Annotated in this window: 19 protein-coding genes; 8 read left to right on the top strand and 11 right to left on the bottom strand. The window is 64.5% G+C overall.

Annotated features, from left to right (window positions below; translation table 11 throughout):
* Nucleotides 1–14: 14 nt before the first annotated feature.
* The 4 genes from BEP01S_RS05715 to pspAB all read left to right on the top strand — a co-directional run bounded on the left by BEP01S_RS05715 (nucleotide 15) and on the right by pspAB (nucleotide 2,683).
* On the top strand, nucleotides 15–764 hold the full coding sequence (locus BEP01S_RS05715; RefSeq protein ID WP_039208503.1) for a PspA/IM30 family protein: 750 nt from the start codon (nucleotides 15–17) through the stop codon (nucleotides 762–764).
* Nucleotides 761–1,045, top strand: a complete 285-nt coding sequence (gene pspAA / locus BEP01S_RS05710) for a PspA-associated protein PspAA (protein ID WP_062241336.1) — start codon at nucleotides 761–763, stop codon at nucleotides 1,043–1,045. The genes BEP01S_RS05715 and pspAA overlap by 4 nt, the downstream gene beginning before the upstream one ends.
* A gap of 79 nt (nucleotides 1,046–1,124) precedes the next feature.
* Nucleotides 1,125–2,036: a zinc metalloprotease HtpX gene (htpX, locus tag BEP01S_RS05705; protein WP_062241335.1), complete on the top strand. Its 912-nt coding sequence runs from the start codon at nucleotides 1,125–1,127 to the stop codon at nucleotides 2,034–2,036.
* 47 nt (nucleotides 2,037–2,083) lie between these two features.
* Entirely contained in the window at nucleotides 2,084–2,683 is a 600-nt protein-coding gene (pspAB, locus tag BEP01S_RS05700; RefSeq protein WP_062241333.1) for a PspA-associated protein PspAB, read from the top strand.
* A 117-nt stretch (nucleotides 2,684–2,800) separates the two neighbouring features.
* On the opposite strand, the gene BEP01S_RS05695 is transcribed toward pspAB, so the two are convergent.
* The 3 genes from BEP01S_RS05695 to BEP01S_RS05685 all read right to left on the bottom strand — a co-directional run bounded on the left by BEP01S_RS05695 (nucleotide 2,801) and on the right by BEP01S_RS05685 (nucleotide 4,744).
* A complete protein-coding gene (locus BEP01S_RS05695; protein WP_062241331.1) occupies nucleotides 2,801–3,016 on the bottom strand; it encodes an RNA-binding S4 domain-containing protein in 216 nt (71 codons plus the stop codon).
* On the bottom strand, nucleotides 3,016–3,837 hold the full coding sequence (locus BEP01S_RS05690; RefSeq protein WP_062241330.1) for a hypothetical protein: 822 nt from the start codon (nucleotides 3,835–3,837) through the stop codon (nucleotides 3,016–3,018). The genes BEP01S_RS05695 and BEP01S_RS05690 overlap by 1 nt, the downstream gene beginning before the upstream one ends.
* A 157-nt stretch (nucleotides 3,838–3,994) precedes the next feature.
* Nucleotides 3,995–4,744 (bottom strand): sulfite exporter TauE/SafE family protein, encoded by a 750-nt coding sequence (locus BEP01S_RS05685; RefSeq protein WP_062241328.1) that lies wholly within the window; start codon nucleotides 4,742–4,744, stop codon nucleotides 3,995–3,997.
* A gap of 76 nt (nucleotides 4,745–4,820) precedes the next feature.
* On the opposite strand from BEP01S_RS05685, the gene BEP01S_RS05680 reads away from it, so the two are divergent.
* Complete coding sequence (locus BEP01S_RS05680; protein WP_062241326.1) at nucleotides 4,821–5,588, top strand: DUF1707 SHOCT-like domain-containing protein; 768 nt, start codon at nucleotides 4,821–4,823, stop codon at nucleotides 5,586–5,588.
* Nucleotides 5,589–5,623: 35 nt separating this feature from the next.
* On the opposite strand, the gene BEP01S_RS05675 is transcribed toward BEP01S_RS05680, so the two are convergent.
* The 6 genes from BEP01S_RS05675 to BEP01S_RS05650 form a co-directional block, all read right to left on the bottom strand.
* Nucleotides 5,624–6,007, bottom strand: a complete 384-nt coding sequence (locus tag BEP01S_RS05675) for a nuclear transport factor 2-like protein (protein WP_062241324.1) — start codon at nucleotides 6,005–6,007, stop codon at nucleotides 5,624–5,626.
* A gap of 176 nt (nucleotides 6,008–6,183) precedes the next feature.
* A complete protein-coding gene (gene groL, locus BEP01S_RS05670; RefSeq protein WP_062241323.1) occupies nucleotides 6,184–7,827 on the bottom strand; it encodes a chaperonin GroEL in 1,644 nt (547 codons plus the stop codon).
* Nucleotides 7,828–8,608: 781 nt separating this feature from the next.
* Complete coding sequence (locus BEP01S_RS05665) at nucleotides 8,609–8,812, bottom strand: cold-shock protein (RefSeq protein WP_025780447.1); 204 nt, start codon at nucleotides 8,810–8,812, stop codon at nucleotides 8,609–8,611.
* Nucleotides 8,813–9,216: 404 nt separating this feature from the next.
* Nucleotides 9,217–9,777 (bottom strand): LytR C-terminal domain-containing protein, encoded by a 561-nt coding sequence (locus BEP01S_RS05660; protein WP_083532577.1) that lies wholly within the window; start codon nucleotides 9,775–9,777, stop codon nucleotides 9,217–9,219.
* Between the two features lie 2 nt (nucleotides 9,778–9,779).
* Nucleotides 9,780–10,046, bottom strand: a complete 267-nt coding sequence (locus tag BEP01S_RS05655; RefSeq protein WP_025780444.1) for a DUF3263 domain-containing protein — start codon at nucleotides 10,044–10,046, stop codon at nucleotides 9,780–9,782.
* A 237-nt stretch (nucleotides 10,047–10,283) separates the two neighbouring features.
* The gene (locus tag BEP01S_RS05650) at nucleotides 10,284–11,750 is read right to left on the bottom strand and encodes an aldehyde dehydrogenase family protein (RefSeq protein ID WP_062241321.1); all 1,467 of its coding nucleotides are present in this window, start codon (nucleotides 11,748–11,750) and stop codon (nucleotides 10,284–10,286) included.
* Nucleotides 11,751–11,924: 174 nt separating this feature from the next.
* On the opposite strand from BEP01S_RS05650, the gene BEP01S_RS05645 reads away from it, so the two are divergent.
* Entirely contained in the window at nucleotides 11,925–12,626 is a 702-nt protein-coding gene (locus tag BEP01S_RS05645; protein WP_062241319.1) for a uracil-DNA glycosylase, read from the top strand.
* A gap of 83 nt (nucleotides 12,627–12,709) precedes the next feature.
* On the opposite strand, the gene BEP01S_RS05640 is transcribed toward BEP01S_RS05645, so the two are convergent.
* Together BEP01S_RS05640 and BEP01S_RS05635 are read right to left on the bottom strand one after the other, a co-directional pair.
* Complete coding sequence (locus BEP01S_RS05640; RefSeq protein WP_083532576.1) at nucleotides 12,710–14,662, bottom strand: threonine/serine exporter family protein; 1,953 nt, start codon at nucleotides 14,660–14,662, stop codon at nucleotides 12,710–12,712.
* Complete coding sequence (locus tag BEP01S_RS05635) at nucleotides 14,659–15,939, bottom strand: amidohydrolase (RefSeq protein WP_083532575.1); 1,281 nt, start codon at nucleotides 15,937–15,939, stop codon at nucleotides 14,659–14,661. Before BEP01S_RS05635 ends, BEP01S_RS05640 begins: the two co-directional genes overlap by 4 nt.
* Nucleotides 15,940–16,244: 305 nt before the next feature.
* Between BEP01S_RS05635 and BEP01S_RS05630 the strand changes: the two genes are divergently transcribed.
* Nucleotides 16,245–17,150, top strand: a complete 906-nt coding sequence (locus BEP01S_RS05630; protein ID WP_039208477.1) for an SGNH/GDSL hydrolase family protein — start codon at nucleotides 16,245–16,247, stop codon at nucleotides 17,148–17,150.
* Nucleotides 17,147–17,911: an alpha/beta hydrolase gene (locus tag BEP01S_RS05625; protein WP_039208474.1), complete on the top strand. Its 765-nt coding sequence runs from the start codon at nucleotides 17,147–17,149 to the stop codon at nucleotides 17,909–17,911. The genes BEP01S_RS05630 and BEP01S_RS05625 overlap by 4 nt, the downstream gene beginning before the upstream one ends.
* Nucleotides 17,912–17,944: the final 33 nt, after the last annotated feature.

The raw sequence follows: 17,944 nt of genomic DNA, 5'->3' as shown, positions 1-17,944 counted from the left end.
GGAGTCGACTACGGATGAGTATCTTCCAACGGATCGCGACGATCTTCGGTGCCAAGGCCAACAAAGCTCTGGACAAGGCCGAAAACCCCAACGAAACCCTTGACTATTCGTACCAGAAGCAGCTGGAGCTGCTGCAGAAGGTCCGCCGCGGTGTTGCCGATGTCGCCACCAGCCGCAAGCGCCTCGAGCTGCAGATCAACCAGCTCGAACAGCAGCAGAACAAGCTGTCCGGTCAGGCCGAGAAGGCCATGCAGATCGGCCGTGAGGACCTCGCCCGCGAGGCTCTGACCCGCAAGTCCGGGCTGACCCAGCAGATCACCGATCTGCAGACCCAGCACGAAGGACTGCAGGGTGAGGAGCAGAAGCTCACTCTCGCTTCGCAGCGCCTGCAGGCCAAGGTCGACGCCTTCCGCACGAAGAAGGAGACTCTCAAGGCCACGTACAACGCCGCCGACGCACAGACCAAGATCGGCGAAGCGTTTTCGGGCATCTCCGAAGAGCTCGGCGACGTCGGACTCGCCGTCCAGCGCGCCGAGGACAAGACCGCGTCGCTGCAGGCTCGTGCCGGTGCCGTCGATGAGCTGCTCGCTTCAGGCGCCCTCGACGACGTCACAGGAACCCAGAAGGACGACATCACCGCCCAGCTAGATTCCCTCTCAAGCGAGAACGACGTTGAGATGGAACTCCAGCGCATGCGCGAATCCCTACCGGCCGGTTCCGAGAAGCAGGACCAGAAGTCGCTCGAAGGTGAGGATCAGCAATGATCATCCGAATCATGGGCGAAGGTCAGTTCGACGTCGAGAACGTCGACCAGGACCTGCTCCAGAAGTACGACAACCAGGTCGAGGATGCCGTCAACGCCGGCAACGAGCAAGCCGCCCGCACCGCGCTGAAAGCCCTCCACGAGTACGTCACGGCCAACGGAAAGGCCGTCGCCGATGACTACCTCGGATCCTCCGACGTCGTCATCCCGTTCGTCGACGCCACCTTGGCCGAGATCGCCGAACTGCTCACCGGCGAGGGCTTCATCCCGGACCCGGCCTGAAACAACAGAGCACCGAAATGCAGCCGGCCCATTGTCTCCGACAGTGGGCCGGTTCTGCCACTGCCAGAGAGGAACCACGATGAAGAATCGCTTCGTCAAAGACAACGGACTGACCATGCGGATGGGATGGACGATCTTCCTCAACGGCCTGATCTATGTCGTGCTCATCCTCGCGATCTGGTGGATCGTCGGCCAGAACCTCGGCGGTGTCATCGTCGCGGTCCTCATCAGTGCGGGCGCATTCTTCTTCCAGTGGTATTTCTCCGACAAGATCGCCATGCGCGCGATGGGCGGTCGGGAGGTCTCCCCCGAGGAGGCTCCGGAGCTGCATACGATCGTCGACCGACTCTGCCAGCTGGCCGATTCGACGAAACCCCGCGTGGCCGTCTCGAACTCTCCGATCCCCAATGCCTTCGCCACCGGCCGCTCCCCCGAGCGCTCGGTGGTGTGCGTGACCCGCGGTCTGCTCGAGAAGCTCGACCGTGACGAGGTCGAGGTCGTGCTCGCTCACGAGCTTTCACACGTCGCCCACCGCGACGTGACGGTGATGACCATCGCCGGCGTCACCGGTGTCGTCGCCGCACTGATGATGCGCGCCGGCTACTACATGAGCTTCGGACGGTCGAACAACAATAACAACGGCATCCCGATCCAGCTGCTGTTCATCCTCGTCGGAGCTGTCGTCTACGGGCTCTCGTTCGTCCTCATCCGCTCACTCTCCCGTTATCGTGAGCTTGCTGCCGACCGTGCCGCAGCCATCCTCACCGGTGCACCGTCGACCCTGGCCTCAGCACTGACGAAGCTGAGCGGGGACATGGCCAAGATCCCGGAGAAGGATCTGCGCTCGTCCGCCTCGGCGAACCATCTGGCTCTCATCCCTGCGATCAGTGGAAAGGCCGCCCTCGGTCAGCTCTTCTCCACCCACCCCTCGCTCGAGAAGCGCCTGGAGCAGCTGGCGAAGATCTCCGCCCAGCTCTCCCGCCCCGAGTGAGCATCCACCAACACCCTTGAACTGCGCACCACCGAATTAGGAGCTCCATGGGATTCTTCGACGCACTGCTCGGCCGGTCCAAACCGAAACGGGCCAACCTCGACGACCTCTTCGCCCTGCCCCCGGCGGCACTGACGCTGCAGGCCGCGACCGGCTTCACCCCCACCGGTGTCGGAGCCGTCGCCTTCCGTCAGGTCGAGGGGGCCGCGTTCCAGTCCGCCGAGTCCGAAAGCGTCGCGCTCATCGGCTCCGACCCGGCCGCCTCAGTGAGGCAGGAGAATGACGGCTTCGGGTTCACGTGGCAGGTCGTGGCCGACGAGAACGCCGAGGTGGTCAACCTCGTCACGAACATCCACGCCGTGAACTCGGCGCTGGTCAATCAGGGCTTCGACACCATGCTGCTGTGCACGACCGTGTACTTCGTCCACCCGGATGGTCGTCGGATGGCGTTGGTCTACCAGTACAAGCGCGGAACCTTCTATCCGTTCGTGCAGTTGGGACCGAAACAGCGGGACAATCCCCTCGAGATCCAGGTCAAGGGCATCCTCTCCAGTGAGCTGCCGTTTGAAGAGGACACGTCGAACTGGTCGGCTCTGTGGGACGCCCCGGGAATGAACGACACCCCTGGCGCTCCCGAGCTGCAGTAGGCATTCCCGGCCCGAACGCTGGTTCCCGTCCGACCCAAACAGTCGGACAGACAGATAGACAAACAGATGGAGGGCGTCCCCACGGGGACGCCCTCCATTCGTCTATGTCTATTCACCTCACTCCTCGGCGGCCACCTCGATGACTTCGCCGAGGGCTTCGATGCGATCGCCCGGACGGATCGTCGCGCCGCGGCGGGTCTCGACCTCACCGTTGACGCTGACTTCACCGTCGGCGATCATGTCCTTGGCCATGGCACCGTGCTCGGCGATGCCGTGGAGTTTGAGCAACTGGCCGAGTCTGATCGACTCGCCGCGGATCTCGATCGTGTCCATCAGAACATGTCTCCGAATCCGTCGAACAGGCCGCCGCCGTCACCGCCGTCGCCTCCGAAGAAGCCACCGCCGTCACCGCCGCCCATGTCTCCGCCAGCGTCTCCACCGGCGTCGCCCATGTCGCCTCCGTAGGCGCCGTCCCAGCCGCCGCCCATTCCGCCGAACATCATGGCTCCCATGAGGACGCCGGGCAGCAGGCCGGAACCTGCGTAGGAGTTGAAGTAGCCGCGGTTGTATTCGGCGTAGGCCGGTCCGGCCTCCCAGTAGGCGCGGCGGGTGTGTCCGTCACCGGTGACGACCTTGCGCACCAGCGGATCGGCACCGACAGCGACACGCTCGGCGTCGGCGGCACATACGGGCACCGGGCGCAGCTGGCCGCCGGCCGGGGCCCAGTCGATGTCCTCGACCGAGGGACCATGCTGGGGGTTGAAGAAGCAGGGCGGACGACGCACCGGAAGGGGCTTGCCCTCGACCCGGGCGCGAACGCATTTTGCGGCGTAGCGGCCGTCTTCGAGCGCCTCGGTGACGTGGCGGATGTCAGTGGGTTCGGAGACCTTCTCGAGAGTCTCCTTGGCAACGTCGTACGAATCGAGCGCCTGCTTGTAGTCCTGCGCTCCGCCCGTATCCAGTTCAACGCCTGCGGTGATGACGTCGAGTTCGGCGACTTCTTCGCCGAATGAGGTGACGTCCTCTTCAGCGGTCTTCTTCACCTGCTGAAGTTCGGCGGCGTGCAATTCCCGCTGCCGCTGCTTCTCCTTGCGGTGACCGATGAAGAAAACGGCCCCGAGAACAACGAGCAGCAACAGAAATACTTCAGTCACGATCCATGCCTCCCAGGCTAGCTTTGTCCTCGAACAGTATGCCCGATGAAACTGACAGGCGTCTGAGCCTGTGCCCCACATCCGCTCAGTCCTCGGCCGCCGATGGCCGGTGTGCAGAGGTCAGGCGAGACCGTCACTCTCCCCGTGAGCGACCGCCTCAGACGAGAGCCTGGAGGCCTTTGACCAAGGCCGCGATTCCACCGCCGAAGGCGAGGACGAGCATCCCGATCCGCGCGATCGCCACATCGATATGACGGGCGAGCCAGTCACCACCGGCGAGCCCCGCCACGAGGACGATTCCGAGCCCGATCCAGACCCCGACATCCAGATGCGGCCAGGTCCCTCCGTCGATGATCACCTTCATCACCACCGCCGAGGCGGTCCCGACGACGAGGAACGGCTGTAGGGTGGCTGCGAACGACCGCTGCTCCCAGTTCGTCAGCACAGCGTAGGCGCTCACCGCCGGACCCCCAGCTCCAGCCGCGGCCGACATCGCCCCGGAGAAGAGTCCGGCCGTCAGCCGTGTGCCGAGGTTCGCGGGGATCGTCCGCCCCAGCTTCCCCAAGGTCAGTGAGCTGATGAGGGAGACGACGATGAGGACGCCGATGAGGATCTGCAGCGGTGCGGTAGGCAGCGCCGACGAGAGCAGCGCTCCGGGAATTGTGCCGATCACGGCACCCAAGGCAAGATGTCGTAACGGCGGCCATTCCACCTCGGCGAAGGTGCGGACGAAGACGGAGAATGAGGCGACGATTCCGCAGATGTTGACGAGGATGACTCCGCTGAACGGGTCGAGGAGGAGGACGAGGAAGGGGCCGCTGACCAGGCCGAATCCCATCCCGGTGACGCGTTGGGACAATGCACCGAGGAACACTGCGAAGAGGATGAGCACGACGACGGGTTCCACCCGGCCGAGTTTAGTCGAGACCGATTCCCGGCTGATCCTCAGTCTCACCGCTGACGGCGGGGTTAGAGTATTCACCATGAACGCCAGTCCCCTCTGGTCGCGGTTCAGCGCAGATCCGCGCTCGTATGGGCAGGTCCGGGCCTCTGATGCCGATCGCGCGGTCGTCAGTGATGTCCTCTCGGAGGCTTACGCCCTCGGTCAGCTCGACGTGGAGGAGTTCGATGAACGCACCGAGGCTGCCGCGAAGATCAAAACGCTCGGTGAAGTCCCAGTACTGATCGAGGACCTCGTCCTCACTGATCCTGCAGAGACCGAACCCAGCCAGCTCGATGATGCGGGGCGCGCACAGGCGTTGGCCCGCCTCGAGGAGGATCGGGTGCCGATCACGCCGGAGCAGATCGATGCCGCGGCGCAGAAGTACTACAAGGATCGGGTGCGCCGGTCGTTGCTCGGCGCAGTCGCGGGCCCGGTCGGGATCGTGCTGGCGATCTGGGCGTTCTCGTCGGTCGCGTCTGGCCAGTTCATCTTCTTCTGGCCGATCTTCGTCATCGTGCCTATGCTGCTCGGCGGTTTGGGGCGCATCGCGCATAAGGACGAGATCATCCGCAATCGGAAGAAGGAGCTCACGCGTCGAGCCCGGGCCCACCTCGGCGATGCCGAGGCTCAACGGCAAATCGAACAGGGTGAGACTCCCGAGCGAGATTACGAAGCCGACTTCGGTACGGGGCTGCAGCCGCCGCATCCGTCCCACCCGCCCTACTCGCCCGGTCAGATCTCACGCCGGGAGGAACGGGACCGGCGCCGGTCGCACCGACGTCATAACCGCGACAATCCCTGGGACTGAGGGCACGCTCCGCGTCCGGGAGGTGCTGCTGCGCCTCAGACCTGGAAGATTCGGATCTGTCCGAAGTCCTGGGCTTTGTGAGTGGTGAACCACATGGTGTGCGAGAAGTGTCGCAGGTCGTCACCGTCGGCCTCGGATTGCCAGTAGCCCCACGCCGCCGCGGCCTTGCCGTGAGTGATCGCCGCTTCGAGGTGGCCGACCTCCGGCGAATGAGCGGACAGTTTCAGCAGCGCTTCGACGACGGCCTCCCGCCCGGTGTGGGTCTCGACGTCGGAGGGGTGAACGAGCTGGAGGACGCAGTCGTCGGCGATCACCTCGGCGAGGGCCTCTTTGTCCCCGTTGAAGAGATTCTCTTCGAACGTCGCGACGAAGACGTTCTTCGGACTGTTTCCGCAAGCATCGGTGCCGGTGAAAGTCATACCGTCAGCCTAGGCGGGCGGAGGCGGCGGGACAACGGGTCGGTGGGTCTCCTCGGCGAAGGTGGGTGCTTCTGGAAGAAGAATCGGATACGGCTGCCCCGGACTGTCGGGCATGAAAACGGCCGTGCCGGCACCCTTGCGGGCACCGGCACGGCCGATCGGACGAGCGGGGGCTATCAGAAGCCCATGCCGCCCATTCCACCCATGCCGTCCATGCCGGCAGCTGCGTCTGCACCTGCGGCGGCCTTTTCGGGCTTGTCGGCGACGACCGACTCGGTGGTGAGGAACAGACCGGCGATCGAGGCGGCGTTCTGCAGAGCAGAGCGGGTCACCTTGACTGGGTCGTTGATGCCGGCGGCCAGCAGGTCCTCGTACTCACCGGTTGCGGCGTTGAGACCGAATCCGGCTTCGAGGTTGGCGACCTTGTCGGCAACCACACCGGCTTCGAGGCCGGCGTTCGTGGCGATCTGCTTCAGCGGGGCTTCGATGGCAACCTTGACGATGTTGGCACCGGTGGCCTCGTCTCCCTCGAGTGCGAGGTCGGCGAATGCGGCCTTGCCCGCCTGGATGAGCGAGACGCCGCCACCGGCGACGATTCCCTCTTCCACAGCAGCCTTGGCGTTGCGCACGGCATCTTCGATGCGGTGCTTGGTTTCCTTGAGCTCAACCTCGGTGGCGGCTCCGGCCTTGATGACTGCAACACCGCCGGCCAGCTTGGCCAGACGTTCCTGCAGCTTCTCACGGTCGTAGTCGGAGTCCGAGTTCTCGATCTCGGCACGGATCTGAGCGACCCGTCCGGCGATCTCCTCGGCGTCTCCCGCGCCCTCGACGATGGTGGTCTCGTCCTTGGTGATGACGACCTTGCGGGCGGTACCCAGCAGGTCGGTGGTCACACTGTCGAGCTTGAGCCCGACTTCCTCGGACACGACCTGGCCACCGGTGAGGATGGCGATGTCGGCGAGCTGAGCCTTGCGACGGTCACCGAAGCCCGGAGCCTTGACAGCCACGGACTTGAAGGTGCCCTTGAGCTTGTTCAGCACCAGGACGGCCAGGGCTTCGCCCTCGACGTCTTCGGCGATGATGAACAGCGGCTTGTTGGACTGCTGGACCTTCTCGAGGACGGGCAGCAGGTCCTTCACGTTCGAGATCTTGGAGTTGACGATGAGGATGTAGGGATCCTCAAGGACAGCTTCCTGGCGATCGGTGTCGGTGACGAAGTAACCGGAGATGTAGCCCTTGTCGAAGCGCATACCCTCGGTCAGTTCGAGCTCGAGTCCGAAGGTGTTGGACTCCTCGACGGTGACGACGCCTTCCTTGCCGACCTTGTCGATGGCCTCGGCGATCAGTTCACCGATCGCGGGATCTCCGGCGGAGATGCCAGCGGTAGCGGCGATCTGTTCCTTGGTCTCGATGTCGATGGCGTTTTTCAGCAGGACGTTCGTGACGGCCTCAACGGCCTTCTCGATGCCGCGCTTGAGGCTGAGCGGATCAGCACCGGCTGCCACGTTGCGCAGGCCTTCGCGGACGAGAGCCTGTGCGAGCACGGTAGCGGTGGTGGTTCCGTCGCCTGCGACGTCGTCAGTCTTCTTGGCGACTTCCTTGACGAGCTCGGCGCCGATCTTCTCGTAGGGGTCCTCGAGTTCGATCTCCTTGGCAATGGAGACGCCATCGTTGGTGATGGTCGGTGCGCCCCACTGCTTTTCGAGCACGACATTGCGACCGCGGGGTCCAAGGGTCACCTTGACCGCGTCCGCAAGCTGGTTGAGGCCAGCTTCGAGTCCTCGACGAGCTTCTTCGTCGAATGCAATCATCTTTGCCATAGTGGCTTAGATCCTCCCTGATGGAGTGGAGTGGGAATCCAGAGCAGTCATCAACGCCCGCGACGGCAGAGAGTGTGTCCGCATGTTCCATTCCACATATGGACCACGCTCTCGAGACGACTGGTGGGTACCCATCGGTTTTCACCAGTACTAGATTTAGCACTCTCCCCATGCGAGTGCAAATATTCGTGGCCCGTCATGACGGTTGCGGAAGGCAGCGTTCCGCGAGTTCTCGGCGCGAGGTGCAGGCACTGAAGGCAGTTCGGCCCAGCGCGAAACGTCTGCCGACGGTGAAGCACGCCGGGTCAGATGACGCTCGCAGGTTCGAGCGGGCCGGAGCAGGCCCACTTGCGACGGCCGCGTGCGGGTCGACAGACGCCGGAATCAACGCGCGGGCGAAGTGGCACAGTCAAACACCCACGTCGCGGTCGCAATCGGCACGGTTTAGGGTGAACAGCCCTGTTTCAAACACGTGCTATTCAACTCAAACTGGGCCGATTCGAAGTTCGTACCTACGGGCGCAGCTCGAGTGAGCCCGCACCCTCTCAGCACCAAATCTTCAACTTTTGGTGCACCTCGTTCTGAAAGACACACAGAAGAACGTGTGCAACTCGGAACAAAGTGCACCAAAACGGGGGATGCCCCGACCACGCGGGCACTGAAAAGCGCCGAGCAGTTGCCTGCTCGGCGCTTTCCCCGTGCGGTTGCTGCCGGTCGGCCCGAAGGCCATTCCGACGACCCGCCGCAGCGGATCAAAAAACTGTGCTGACAGCAGCCAGTCTCAGAGGAGGGTGACGGACTCCGCCTGAGGACCCTTTTGTCCTTCTCCAACTTCGAACTGAACCTGCTGGCCCTCTTCGAGAGAGCGGTAGCCGTCCATCTGGATTGCGCTCCAGTGAACGAACACGTCCTGGTTGTCGCCTTCGAGGGTGATGAATCCATAGCCCTTTTCAGCGTTGAACCACTTGACGGTACCTTGTGCCATTACTTCTCCATACAGTGCAGTGCCATTGAAATCCCGCATCGCGGCCGCGATCAGATGACCTCACCCGAGATACGGAAGCTAGTAAAACTCAACTGACCCCGCGACTTCTCTCATTGACCTCTAGAGAATTATCTCGGTGAAGCACGAATAGAACACAAGGTGCTGTGCTTGCCTAGCTGTTGCAACTCTACCGCAGGCGCGCACCCCGCCTAGAGCGGTTCAGCACTGTTATAGATTCGTTATCTAAGGGTTTCTGCCCTGTTCACAGCGGGGATCGCCGCGAATCAAATCAGACCGTTCGGTCAGAAAGTCGCCGAGGATGCCCGCCGTCGAAGATCCCGACCGCAACCGAACCGATCTCCCCCCGGCTCAATCGCGCTGCGGCACGACCGAATCGCTTCGGGTCAGTCCGAGCCGCCTCCACTGGACTCCGGCCCGCGATCGGCGATGTCCGAACAGATGACGACGGTGATGTCGGCTTCGAAGTCGGAAGAGGCTTCCGTGGCCGAGACTCCCAGTGACTTGGCGACGAGCTTCGCCTGCGAAGCGTTCTCTTCGCCGTTGTAGTACACGGTCGAGTCGGAGAGGTCCGTCGAGTAGTTGCCGACCTGTCCGAGCGTCCAGCCCTTCTCTTCGACTGCCTCGGAGAACTTCTTCGCAGCGCCGGAGACTCCGGAGCCGTTGAGAACGTCGACGGTGATCGAATCGTCTGCGACGCTGACTTCGCTCTCACTCGGTGAGGGCTCGGCCGATGCCGATTCGGAGGCCGGCGGATCGGCGATCTTCGACTCGGGGTTGCCCATCGAGGAGAAGATGATGTTGATAGCGGCCACGACCAGCAGGACCGCGACCAGAGCGAGGATGATGACCAGCGAGATGGCACCGACGTTCGACGACGCCGCGGACTCCTGTCGATGGGCACCGCTGCGCCGGCCGGGCTCGATCTCGTCGAATTCGTCGGTCATGTCTACCTCGAGACGCGGGCTTGGGCGCGTTCGCTCTGCCGCGTGCTGCGGATTCGGCGAAGGCGCTTGACCAGCATGGGATCGCTGGCCAGAGCTGCAGGGTTGTCAAGAAGCGAGTTGAGGATCTGGAAGTAGCTGGTGGCCGACATGTCGAAGCGCTCACGGATCGCGTGGTCCTTGGCGCCTCCGTATTTCCACCACCGCCGCTCGAACTCCAAAACGGCCACCTCGAGCTCGCTCAGTTCTGAGGTGTCGTCGTTCGGCGGCATAGAGATTGTGCTCCTTCGAGAGGTGTCTGTACCCCTATGTTATCGCCCGATCGGCGGGACCGAAATTTCCGGCGCGCCGCTGCGGCTGTGAGATCTGTCCCCGATCCTCCCAAGTCAACCGCATCACCCCGCCGCACGGTACCGAATAGGTGATCGTGACGACGGGGTGAAGGGAACGAATTTCGCCGAGGCGGGGGCCGCCTCGGCGAACCGAGTGACCCGGCCTCGGGGATCGGATCAGCGGATGCGGATGTTGACCTGCTTGATCTGGGTGAAGCCCTCGAGCATGCCTTCCAGCGAAGCCTCACGTCCGAAGCCGGAGGTCTTCATGCCGCCGTAGGACTGACCGGCCAGCTGGCCGCCGCCCTGGTTGACCTGGACCCAGCCGGATTCGATCCGGTTGGCCATGGTCAGGGCAGCGTCGACGTCCTTGGTGAAGACGAAGGCTGCGAGGCCGAAGTCGGAGTCGTTGGCCATGTCGATAACCTCGTCGACGTCCTTCCACGGGATGACCGAGAGGACGGGGCCGAAGATCTCTTCACGGCTGGTCTGCCAGTCGTTCTTCGCCTTCGAAAAGATCACGGGTGCGTGGTAGAAGCCGGGTTCGCCGACTTCCAGCGAATCGGAGCCGTCATAGGCGATCTCGACGCCGTCCATCGCCTTGCCCATCTCGATGTAGCTGGCGACCTGGTCGTACTGCTTCTGGTTGATGATGCAGCCGATGTCGGTGGACTCATCGCGGGGGTCGCCGACCGTCATCTTCGACACCGCGTCGACGAGCTTGGACAGGAAGTCGTCGTAGATGTCTTCGTGGAGGAACAGGCGCGAACCCATGGTGCACGACTGGCCCTGGCGGGCGAAGCGGGTCGACAGCAGCACCTGCTCGAGGGTGTCGTCATCGTTCGAGTCCGGGAAGATGATGTTCGGGGACTTGCCGCCGAGCTCCATCGACGAATGCGCGAGTCGACCACCGGCCAGCTCGGCGACGTGACGGCCGACGCTCGTCGATCCGGTGAATGAGACCTTGTCGACGTCGGGGTGGACGTTGAGGGCCTCACCGATGACCGAGCCCTTGCCGGTGACGACGTTGAGCACACCGGCAGGGAGGATGTCGGCGATGATCTCGGCCATCTTGAGAATGGTCAGCGGTGCATCCTCGGCGCATTTGAGGACGATCGTGTTGCCGGCGGCGATCGCGGCAGGGGTCTTGAAGGCGGCGATCATCAGCGGCGAGTTCCACGGCAGGATGCCGGCGACGACACCCAGGGGCACGCGCTTGGTGTACTGGAGCTGCTTGTCTCCGGCGGGCAGGGTGTTGCCCTTGACCTCACCGGCGACGCCGCCCATGTAGCGGAACAGGTCGGCCAGGATGATCGTCTCCGGGCGAGCCTGGGTGCGGATCGCGTTGCCGGTGTCGAGAGCGGTCAGCTGGGCGAGCTCCTCCGAAGCGGCTTCGAGCGCATCGGCACAGGCCAGAAGCTTCTTCTGGCGCTCCTTGAACGGAAGGGCCGCCCACTCGGGGAAGGCCTTCCGTGCGGCTTTGACGGCGCGGTCGGCGTCGGCCTCTTTGCCGTTGGGCACCTTGGCGATGACGACGTTGCGGTCGATCGGGGTGATGACATCAGTGGTGTCGCCGTCAGCGGCGTCGACCCACTCTCCGCCGATGAGCATCTTCCAGTTCTTGGCCTCTGGGAATTCCGACATTTCGGTCCTTTCGTTCAACGATGAACTCCTTAGGCCGAGCATAACGCTTGGCAGTGACGCGCAATACACCGGTTCGGTAGGCGATCGCGCACACCCGATCTGCGCTGGGTGCACATGCGCGCAGGGCCCTCACCGAGGCGACCATGACCGCGGAGCATCGCTACACTCGTGCCCATGACGTCGACGCCTCCGCTGACCGAGATCATGTCCCACGATTGGGCGAACGCCCTGGCCGGAGTGGAGGATCGCATCCACTCGATGGGCGATTTCCTCCGCGACGAGAACGCCGCCGGCCGCGCCTACCTGCCCGCCGGAGACTTCGTCTTCCGCGCCTTCGCCGAGCCTCTGTCCGAGGTCAAGGTCCTCATCGTCGGTCAGGATCCCTACCCGACGCCCGGCCACGCCATCGGCCTGTCATTCGCCGTCGACCCCGAGGTCCGCCCCCTGCCGAGGTCACTGGGCAATATCTATAAGGAGCTCGAGTCCGATCTCGGCATCCCACCGGCCCAGCACGGGGACCTGCGGGCATGGTCACGGCAGGGAGTCATGTTGCTCAACCGCGCCCTCACCGTCTCCCCCGGCGAACCCGCGTCCCACCGCGGCAAGGGGTGGGAGGAGATCACGGAACGGGCGATCACCGCGCTGATCGAACGCGATCAGCCGCTCGTCGCCATCCTCTGGGGCCGAGATGCCCGGAACCTCGCTCCCCTGCTGACATCGGGCACCGCCGAGGTGGCCATCATCGAATCCGCGCATCCGTCACCGTTGTCGGCCCGGCGGGGATTCTTCGGCTCCCGACCGTTCTCGCGCACGAATGAATTGCTCGCACAGAAGGGCATCGACCCCATTGATTGGGCCCTGCCCGATCAGGCCTGAACCTGGATCCGAACTGAGCCCCGATCCGACCTGAGTCCGGATCAGACCGGGCCGGTACAAAACCGATCCGATCTGAGCCCGGATCAGATCTGAATCGGACCGGTATCGGCCTCGTCCGAGGCGTCCGCTTCTCCGGTCTCGCCCGATTGGGCCTTCTCTACCCCGGCCCCACTCGACTGAGCCTTCGGTCCTCCGGCCCCACTCGTCTGAGCCTTCGCTCCTCCGGTCCCACTCGACTGAGTCTTCGCCCCGCTGGGCTGCACCGAATCGATGACTGCGGTCGAGGTCTCGCCGCTGCGCACCTCCTCGACCTTCTCCTCGGCAGAGCTCTGGCTCTTGAAGTTCTGGCTCTTGAGGTTCTTCAGCGGCAGCGCCAGATAGCTGCCGAGCACAGCCCCGACGGCGAGAGCCGCATTCGCCAGTATCGCGGTGAACAGCGAGGACAGACCCACAGCGAAGGAGACGTTCTCCGATTCCGACGCGATCTGATAGACAGCGGTGAAGATCGACAGTCCCTGCAGAAGGGTGTAGATGCCGGGAATCATAAGCACGATCGCCGGAGCTCCCAGCCGCAGCGCCAGCGGCCGCGACAGGAAACCGGTGACGGTGGCCGCCAGCAGACTGGCTAGCACATTGTCGACGTCCAACAGCGTCAGCGACATCATCGTGATGTGCGAGGCGAGGCCGACGAGCGCCGCCGGCAAGATGAACCGGCGCCTGGCCGACATGGCCACGGCACCGGACATCGACACCACGGCCGCCGCGACCATCGACAGGATCGCCGTGACCACATGCGGGCTCGTCTTCGGCACGAGGACTTCGATATGGCCGAGCCCGATGGCCTGACCGCACACGATGCCCAGTGCGATTCCGGACACGATGCCGGCCAGGGTCATGAACACCCCGACCACTCGCCCGGACGCGGTCAGCGGGAAGTTCGTCAGCGCATCCTGAACCGCCGAATACAGGGACTGCGTCGGCAGCAGCAGAACGATTCCGGCGGCCACGAGGTACTGCGGAGAGTTGATGATCCCGAGGTCTCCGGCGATGGTGGCGATGAGCGTCGCCGAGGCGGCCTGCAGTGCCGTGATGAAGAACGAGGGCAGGTGGGTGCGCCCGATCAACTTGCCGAACTGGAAGACGACGATCGCCATCGCAATACCCAAGGGCACCGCGATCGGACCGCCCCCGAGCAGCAGGACGAGGGCACCGACCATGAGGCCCCAGGCTCCCGTGGTGAACCATTCGGGAAACGGCCGCCGCTGTGTCCGGATCGCGTCGAGGCGACTGCGCGCCTCATGGAATTCCAGACGTCCGTCGACGAGGTCGGTGACAAGCTTGTGCACTGAGGCGAGCTTCGCGAAGTGCGTGGACTCACCGCGGTTGACCCTCATCACCGTGAGCAGACGTCCGTCCGAGGTCGAGTAGTGCACGACGAGGGTGTTCGAGGTCAGATCGACCTCGACGGTGGCCAGTCCGCACGCGGTGCAGGCGGCGATGACGGAGACCTCGACATCGCTGGTGCCGGCTCCGGCGCGCATCATCATCGCCGCGATATCGGCGGCGAGGTCGAGGATCATCCGGGCTTCGTCTTCGCTCGGCTCCTGCGCCTGCACGGGCGCCTGGTACGGGGTGCCTTTGAGCGCGGTGACGATCGGCACCGGCTGCGTGTTCTCCGTCGTACCGGAGACGAGTTTGCCGACGGTGCGCCGGGCGACCTTCTGGGCGATGCGCTGAGACGCACCGCGGTGGTCGGTGCGGGGCTTCGACCGTCCGCTGCTGCGTCCGGGCTTCGCGGCCTTCGCTGCCGCGGCCTTCGCTACATCTTCAGGCTGGGGTTCCGGTGAGGATTCCCGCAGCTCTGCCAATCGCTGCAGCCGAGTGCGCTCCAACAGCTCGCGCAGAGCCTGGGATCCGGCCTCCGGGTTGCCGCCTTCGACCGGCGCCGGGGACGAACCACGGACGGGACCCGGCTCGGTCGGACTGTCGACCCGAACCTCGGCGGTGGTGGCGTCTTCGAGTTCTCTGTCGCTCACGGCTCGCTGATGAGTGTCGGGCCGAGCGGATCGGCGATGTGCGCGGTTCCAGAGGCGGCATCGAAGTCGAAGACGCGGCGGCCGGAGACGAAGACGGTCTCGGCGCGGGAGTTCAGGTCGAGCGGATCGCCCGACCAGATGACGATATCGGCGTCGCGGCCCACGGCAAGAGAGCCCAGCCGGTCGTCGAGGCCGAAGATCGCGGCCGGGTTGATCGTCAGCGCTTCGATCGCGACGACAGGGTCGAGCCCTTCCTTCACGGCCAGGGAGGCTTCGTGGATGAGGAAATTGATGGGGATGACAGGGTGGTCGGTGGTCAGCGCGATGCGCACTCCCGCCTCGGCGAGGGAGGCCGCAGTGGCCAGGGTGCGGTCGCGCAGTTCGACCTTCGAACGGGTGGTCATCAGCGGTCCGAGAATGACGTCGATGCCCTTGGCAGCGATGAAGTCGGCGATCTTGTGGCCTTCGGTCCCGTGGTTGATGACGAGACGGTAGCCGAATTCCTCGGACAGGCGGATGGCGGTGGCGATGTCGTCGGCACGGTGGCAGTGCTGATCCCAGGCGAGCTTGCCGTCGAGGACGTCGGCCAAGGTCTCCTTGACCAGGTCACGGTCGAACGGGGTGCCCTCGGCTTCCGCTTGGGCTCGTTTGGCCCGGTAGTTCCGTGCCTCGACGAAGGCGTCGCGGATGATCTTGACGGTGCCCATCCTCGTCGACGGGGTGACCTTCTTCTCCCCGTACACGCGTTTCGGGTTCTCGCCGAGCGCGGATTTCACGGACAGATCCTGCGTCACGAGCATCTCGTCGACGATCCGACCCCAGGTCTTGAGGAAGGCGGTGCGACCGCCGATGGGGTTGCCGGATCCGGGCTTGATGAGCGCCGAGGTGACTCCCCCACGCAGCGCATCCTTGAATCCGAGATCGGCAGGGTCGATGCTGTCGAGCGCGCGCAGGCCCGCCCCATTGGGATCGGTCATCTCATTCGTATCGTCACCGGACCAGCCTTCGCCGTCCTCATGCACGCCGAGGTGGCCGTGGGCTTCGATGAAACCGGGCAGGACCCAGCGTCCGCCAGCATCGATGACCTCGGTGTCCGCTGGGAGGGAAGAGGCGTCGACAGCTCCGGGGGCCACCTCGGTGATGCTGCCGTCCCTGACGGTCAACGTGCCCGATTCGATCGCCTCGGCGCGGTTGCCGGACGCATCGGCCACGGGCACGATCCGCGCATTCGTGATGACGAAATCTGTGGCTGCGGGGACCGGAACTGACCGATACATTCTGCTCCTAGCGAGGGGGTCGGCGACGACGTCTGGCTGCGGTGTCGAGTCTACGCCACTCGATGTTTCCGCTCAGTGACCACAGGACTGTTCGACGCGTTGGCGAAGAGCCTGCGGCGGGGCGGATTCTCCCCTATTCCCCTCCCCAATTACTACCTGACGGCGGCCCAGCAACCTGGCGCGAGGTAGCTGGGCCGCCGTCAGGTAGTTCTGGGGCGGAGGGGGCCGTGTCAGGCTCGGCGTATAGTCTGGGTGAGTCGCCCGAAGAGCACTGAATGAGTCGTCCGAAGAGAGAAGGATCCCTGATGCTTGAGCCGATCACCTCCTACGTCGCCATCGGAGACTCGTTCAGTGAGGGGCTGATGGATTCCGATCCGCGCGCCGAGGACCGGTACCGCGGCTGGGCCGACCGGCTCGCGCTCATGCTCACCGAGTCGCCGGTGGGCAGCCCCGACCTGTCCTACGCCAATCTGGCCATCCGAGGCCGTCTGCTCGACCGCATCGTCGATGACCAGGTGCCGCAGGTGCTCGAGATGAAGCCGGACCTGGTGAGCCTGTGCGCCGGGGGCAATGACTGCCTGCGCCCGAAGGCCGATATCGATGCCCTGGCCGCGAAGTTCGAACGTGCTGTCATCGCCATGCGCGAGGCCGGCATCGAGGTGCTCATGTGCAACGGCTTCGATACCGAGTTCAGCTCCCCGCTCATCCGCGCGGTCCGTCCTCGAGTGGGTATCTACAACGCCCACCTGTGGTCGATTGCGCAGCGGCATGGCTGCCATATGGTCGATCTGTGGGGCCTGCGTTCGCTCTATGCTGCGGAGATGTGGGCCGACGACCGCATCCACCTGTCGACGAAGGGACACCACCTCGTCGCCGAGCAGGCTCTCGCCACACTGGAGAGCGGTCGCTCGCTGCCGGCCAAGGGCTTCGGGGTTCCTGCTCGTCCGACGCGGGCGATACGCGAAGTGATGAGCGAGGAGTCGCGGTGGGCCCGCGAATACCTGGCCCCGTGGGTCGGTCGCCGACTGCGCGGGCAGTCCTCGGGTGACGCCCTCGACCCGAAGCTGTCGGAGCTCACTCGCGTCCGCGACCTCGTCGAACGCTCTCGCGAGGTCGACCGTGCGCGTGATGCCGGCAATGCCAGTGCTGGCGGTGCTGCCGGACAGACCGACTCCGGTGAGGTGGACGAGCCTCGCGGTTCCGAAGGATGAGCGTCGAGTCCGTGCGCATTCCCGAGCTCTCTGCCGCCGGCGCCGAGGCGGTTCCGGCGTTCCGGCACGCCTACGGGGACGCCCCCGAGCAGTTCGTCGAGGTCTATGGTGACCCGGCCGCCGCCTCGGCGACGGTGATCTTCGTCCACGGCGGCTACTTCCGGCCGCGCACCGATCTTGCTCATTCTCGACCTCTGGCCCGAGCCCTGGCCGAGGCGGGAGTGCTCGTCGCATCCGTCGAATACCGAAGACTCGGCGGTCAGCCGCTCCTGCTCGACGATGTCACCGCGGCCATCGATTCGGTGTGCGCCGAACTGCCGCACTGGGGTGTCAGCGAACAGGCAAGGCAGAATCTGGTCGTCTCGGGCCATTCGGCCGGCGGCTGCCTCGTCCTCGCCTGGGCATCGCACCTGCCCGCACAGGGACCGCGCATCCGCCTGCGTCCTCTGGCGCCGGTGACAGATCTGTTCCGGGAAGTAGAGGGCCACCTCGGCGATGGAGCGGTCCTCGACTATATGGGCGCGCGCCCCGAGGACGATCTGGAAGCCTACCTGCACCACGATCCCAGGTCACGGGCGGCGCTCATCCCTGCACGAGTCGATGTGCATTCGATCCATGGGGATGCCGATGCCACCGTCGACGTGGAATTCTCTCGTGTCTTTCCTGCCGCTCTGACAGAGCTGGCGGGGGCGAACCATGCCGATGTCATCGACCCCGATTCTCCGTACTTCGCGCAGGTGAGGGACCTCCTGCTCGGCTGACTTGCCGACAGCCCTGCATGCTGCGGGCCTGGG

The sequence above is a fragment of the Brevibacterium epidermidis NBRC 14811 genome (assembly GCF_001570805.1).
Classification (GTDB): domain Bacteria; phylum Actinomycetota; class Actinomycetes; order Actinomycetales; family Brevibacteriaceae; genus Brevibacterium; species Brevibacterium epidermidis.
This window is presented reverse-complemented; position numbering and strand designations above follow the sequence as displayed.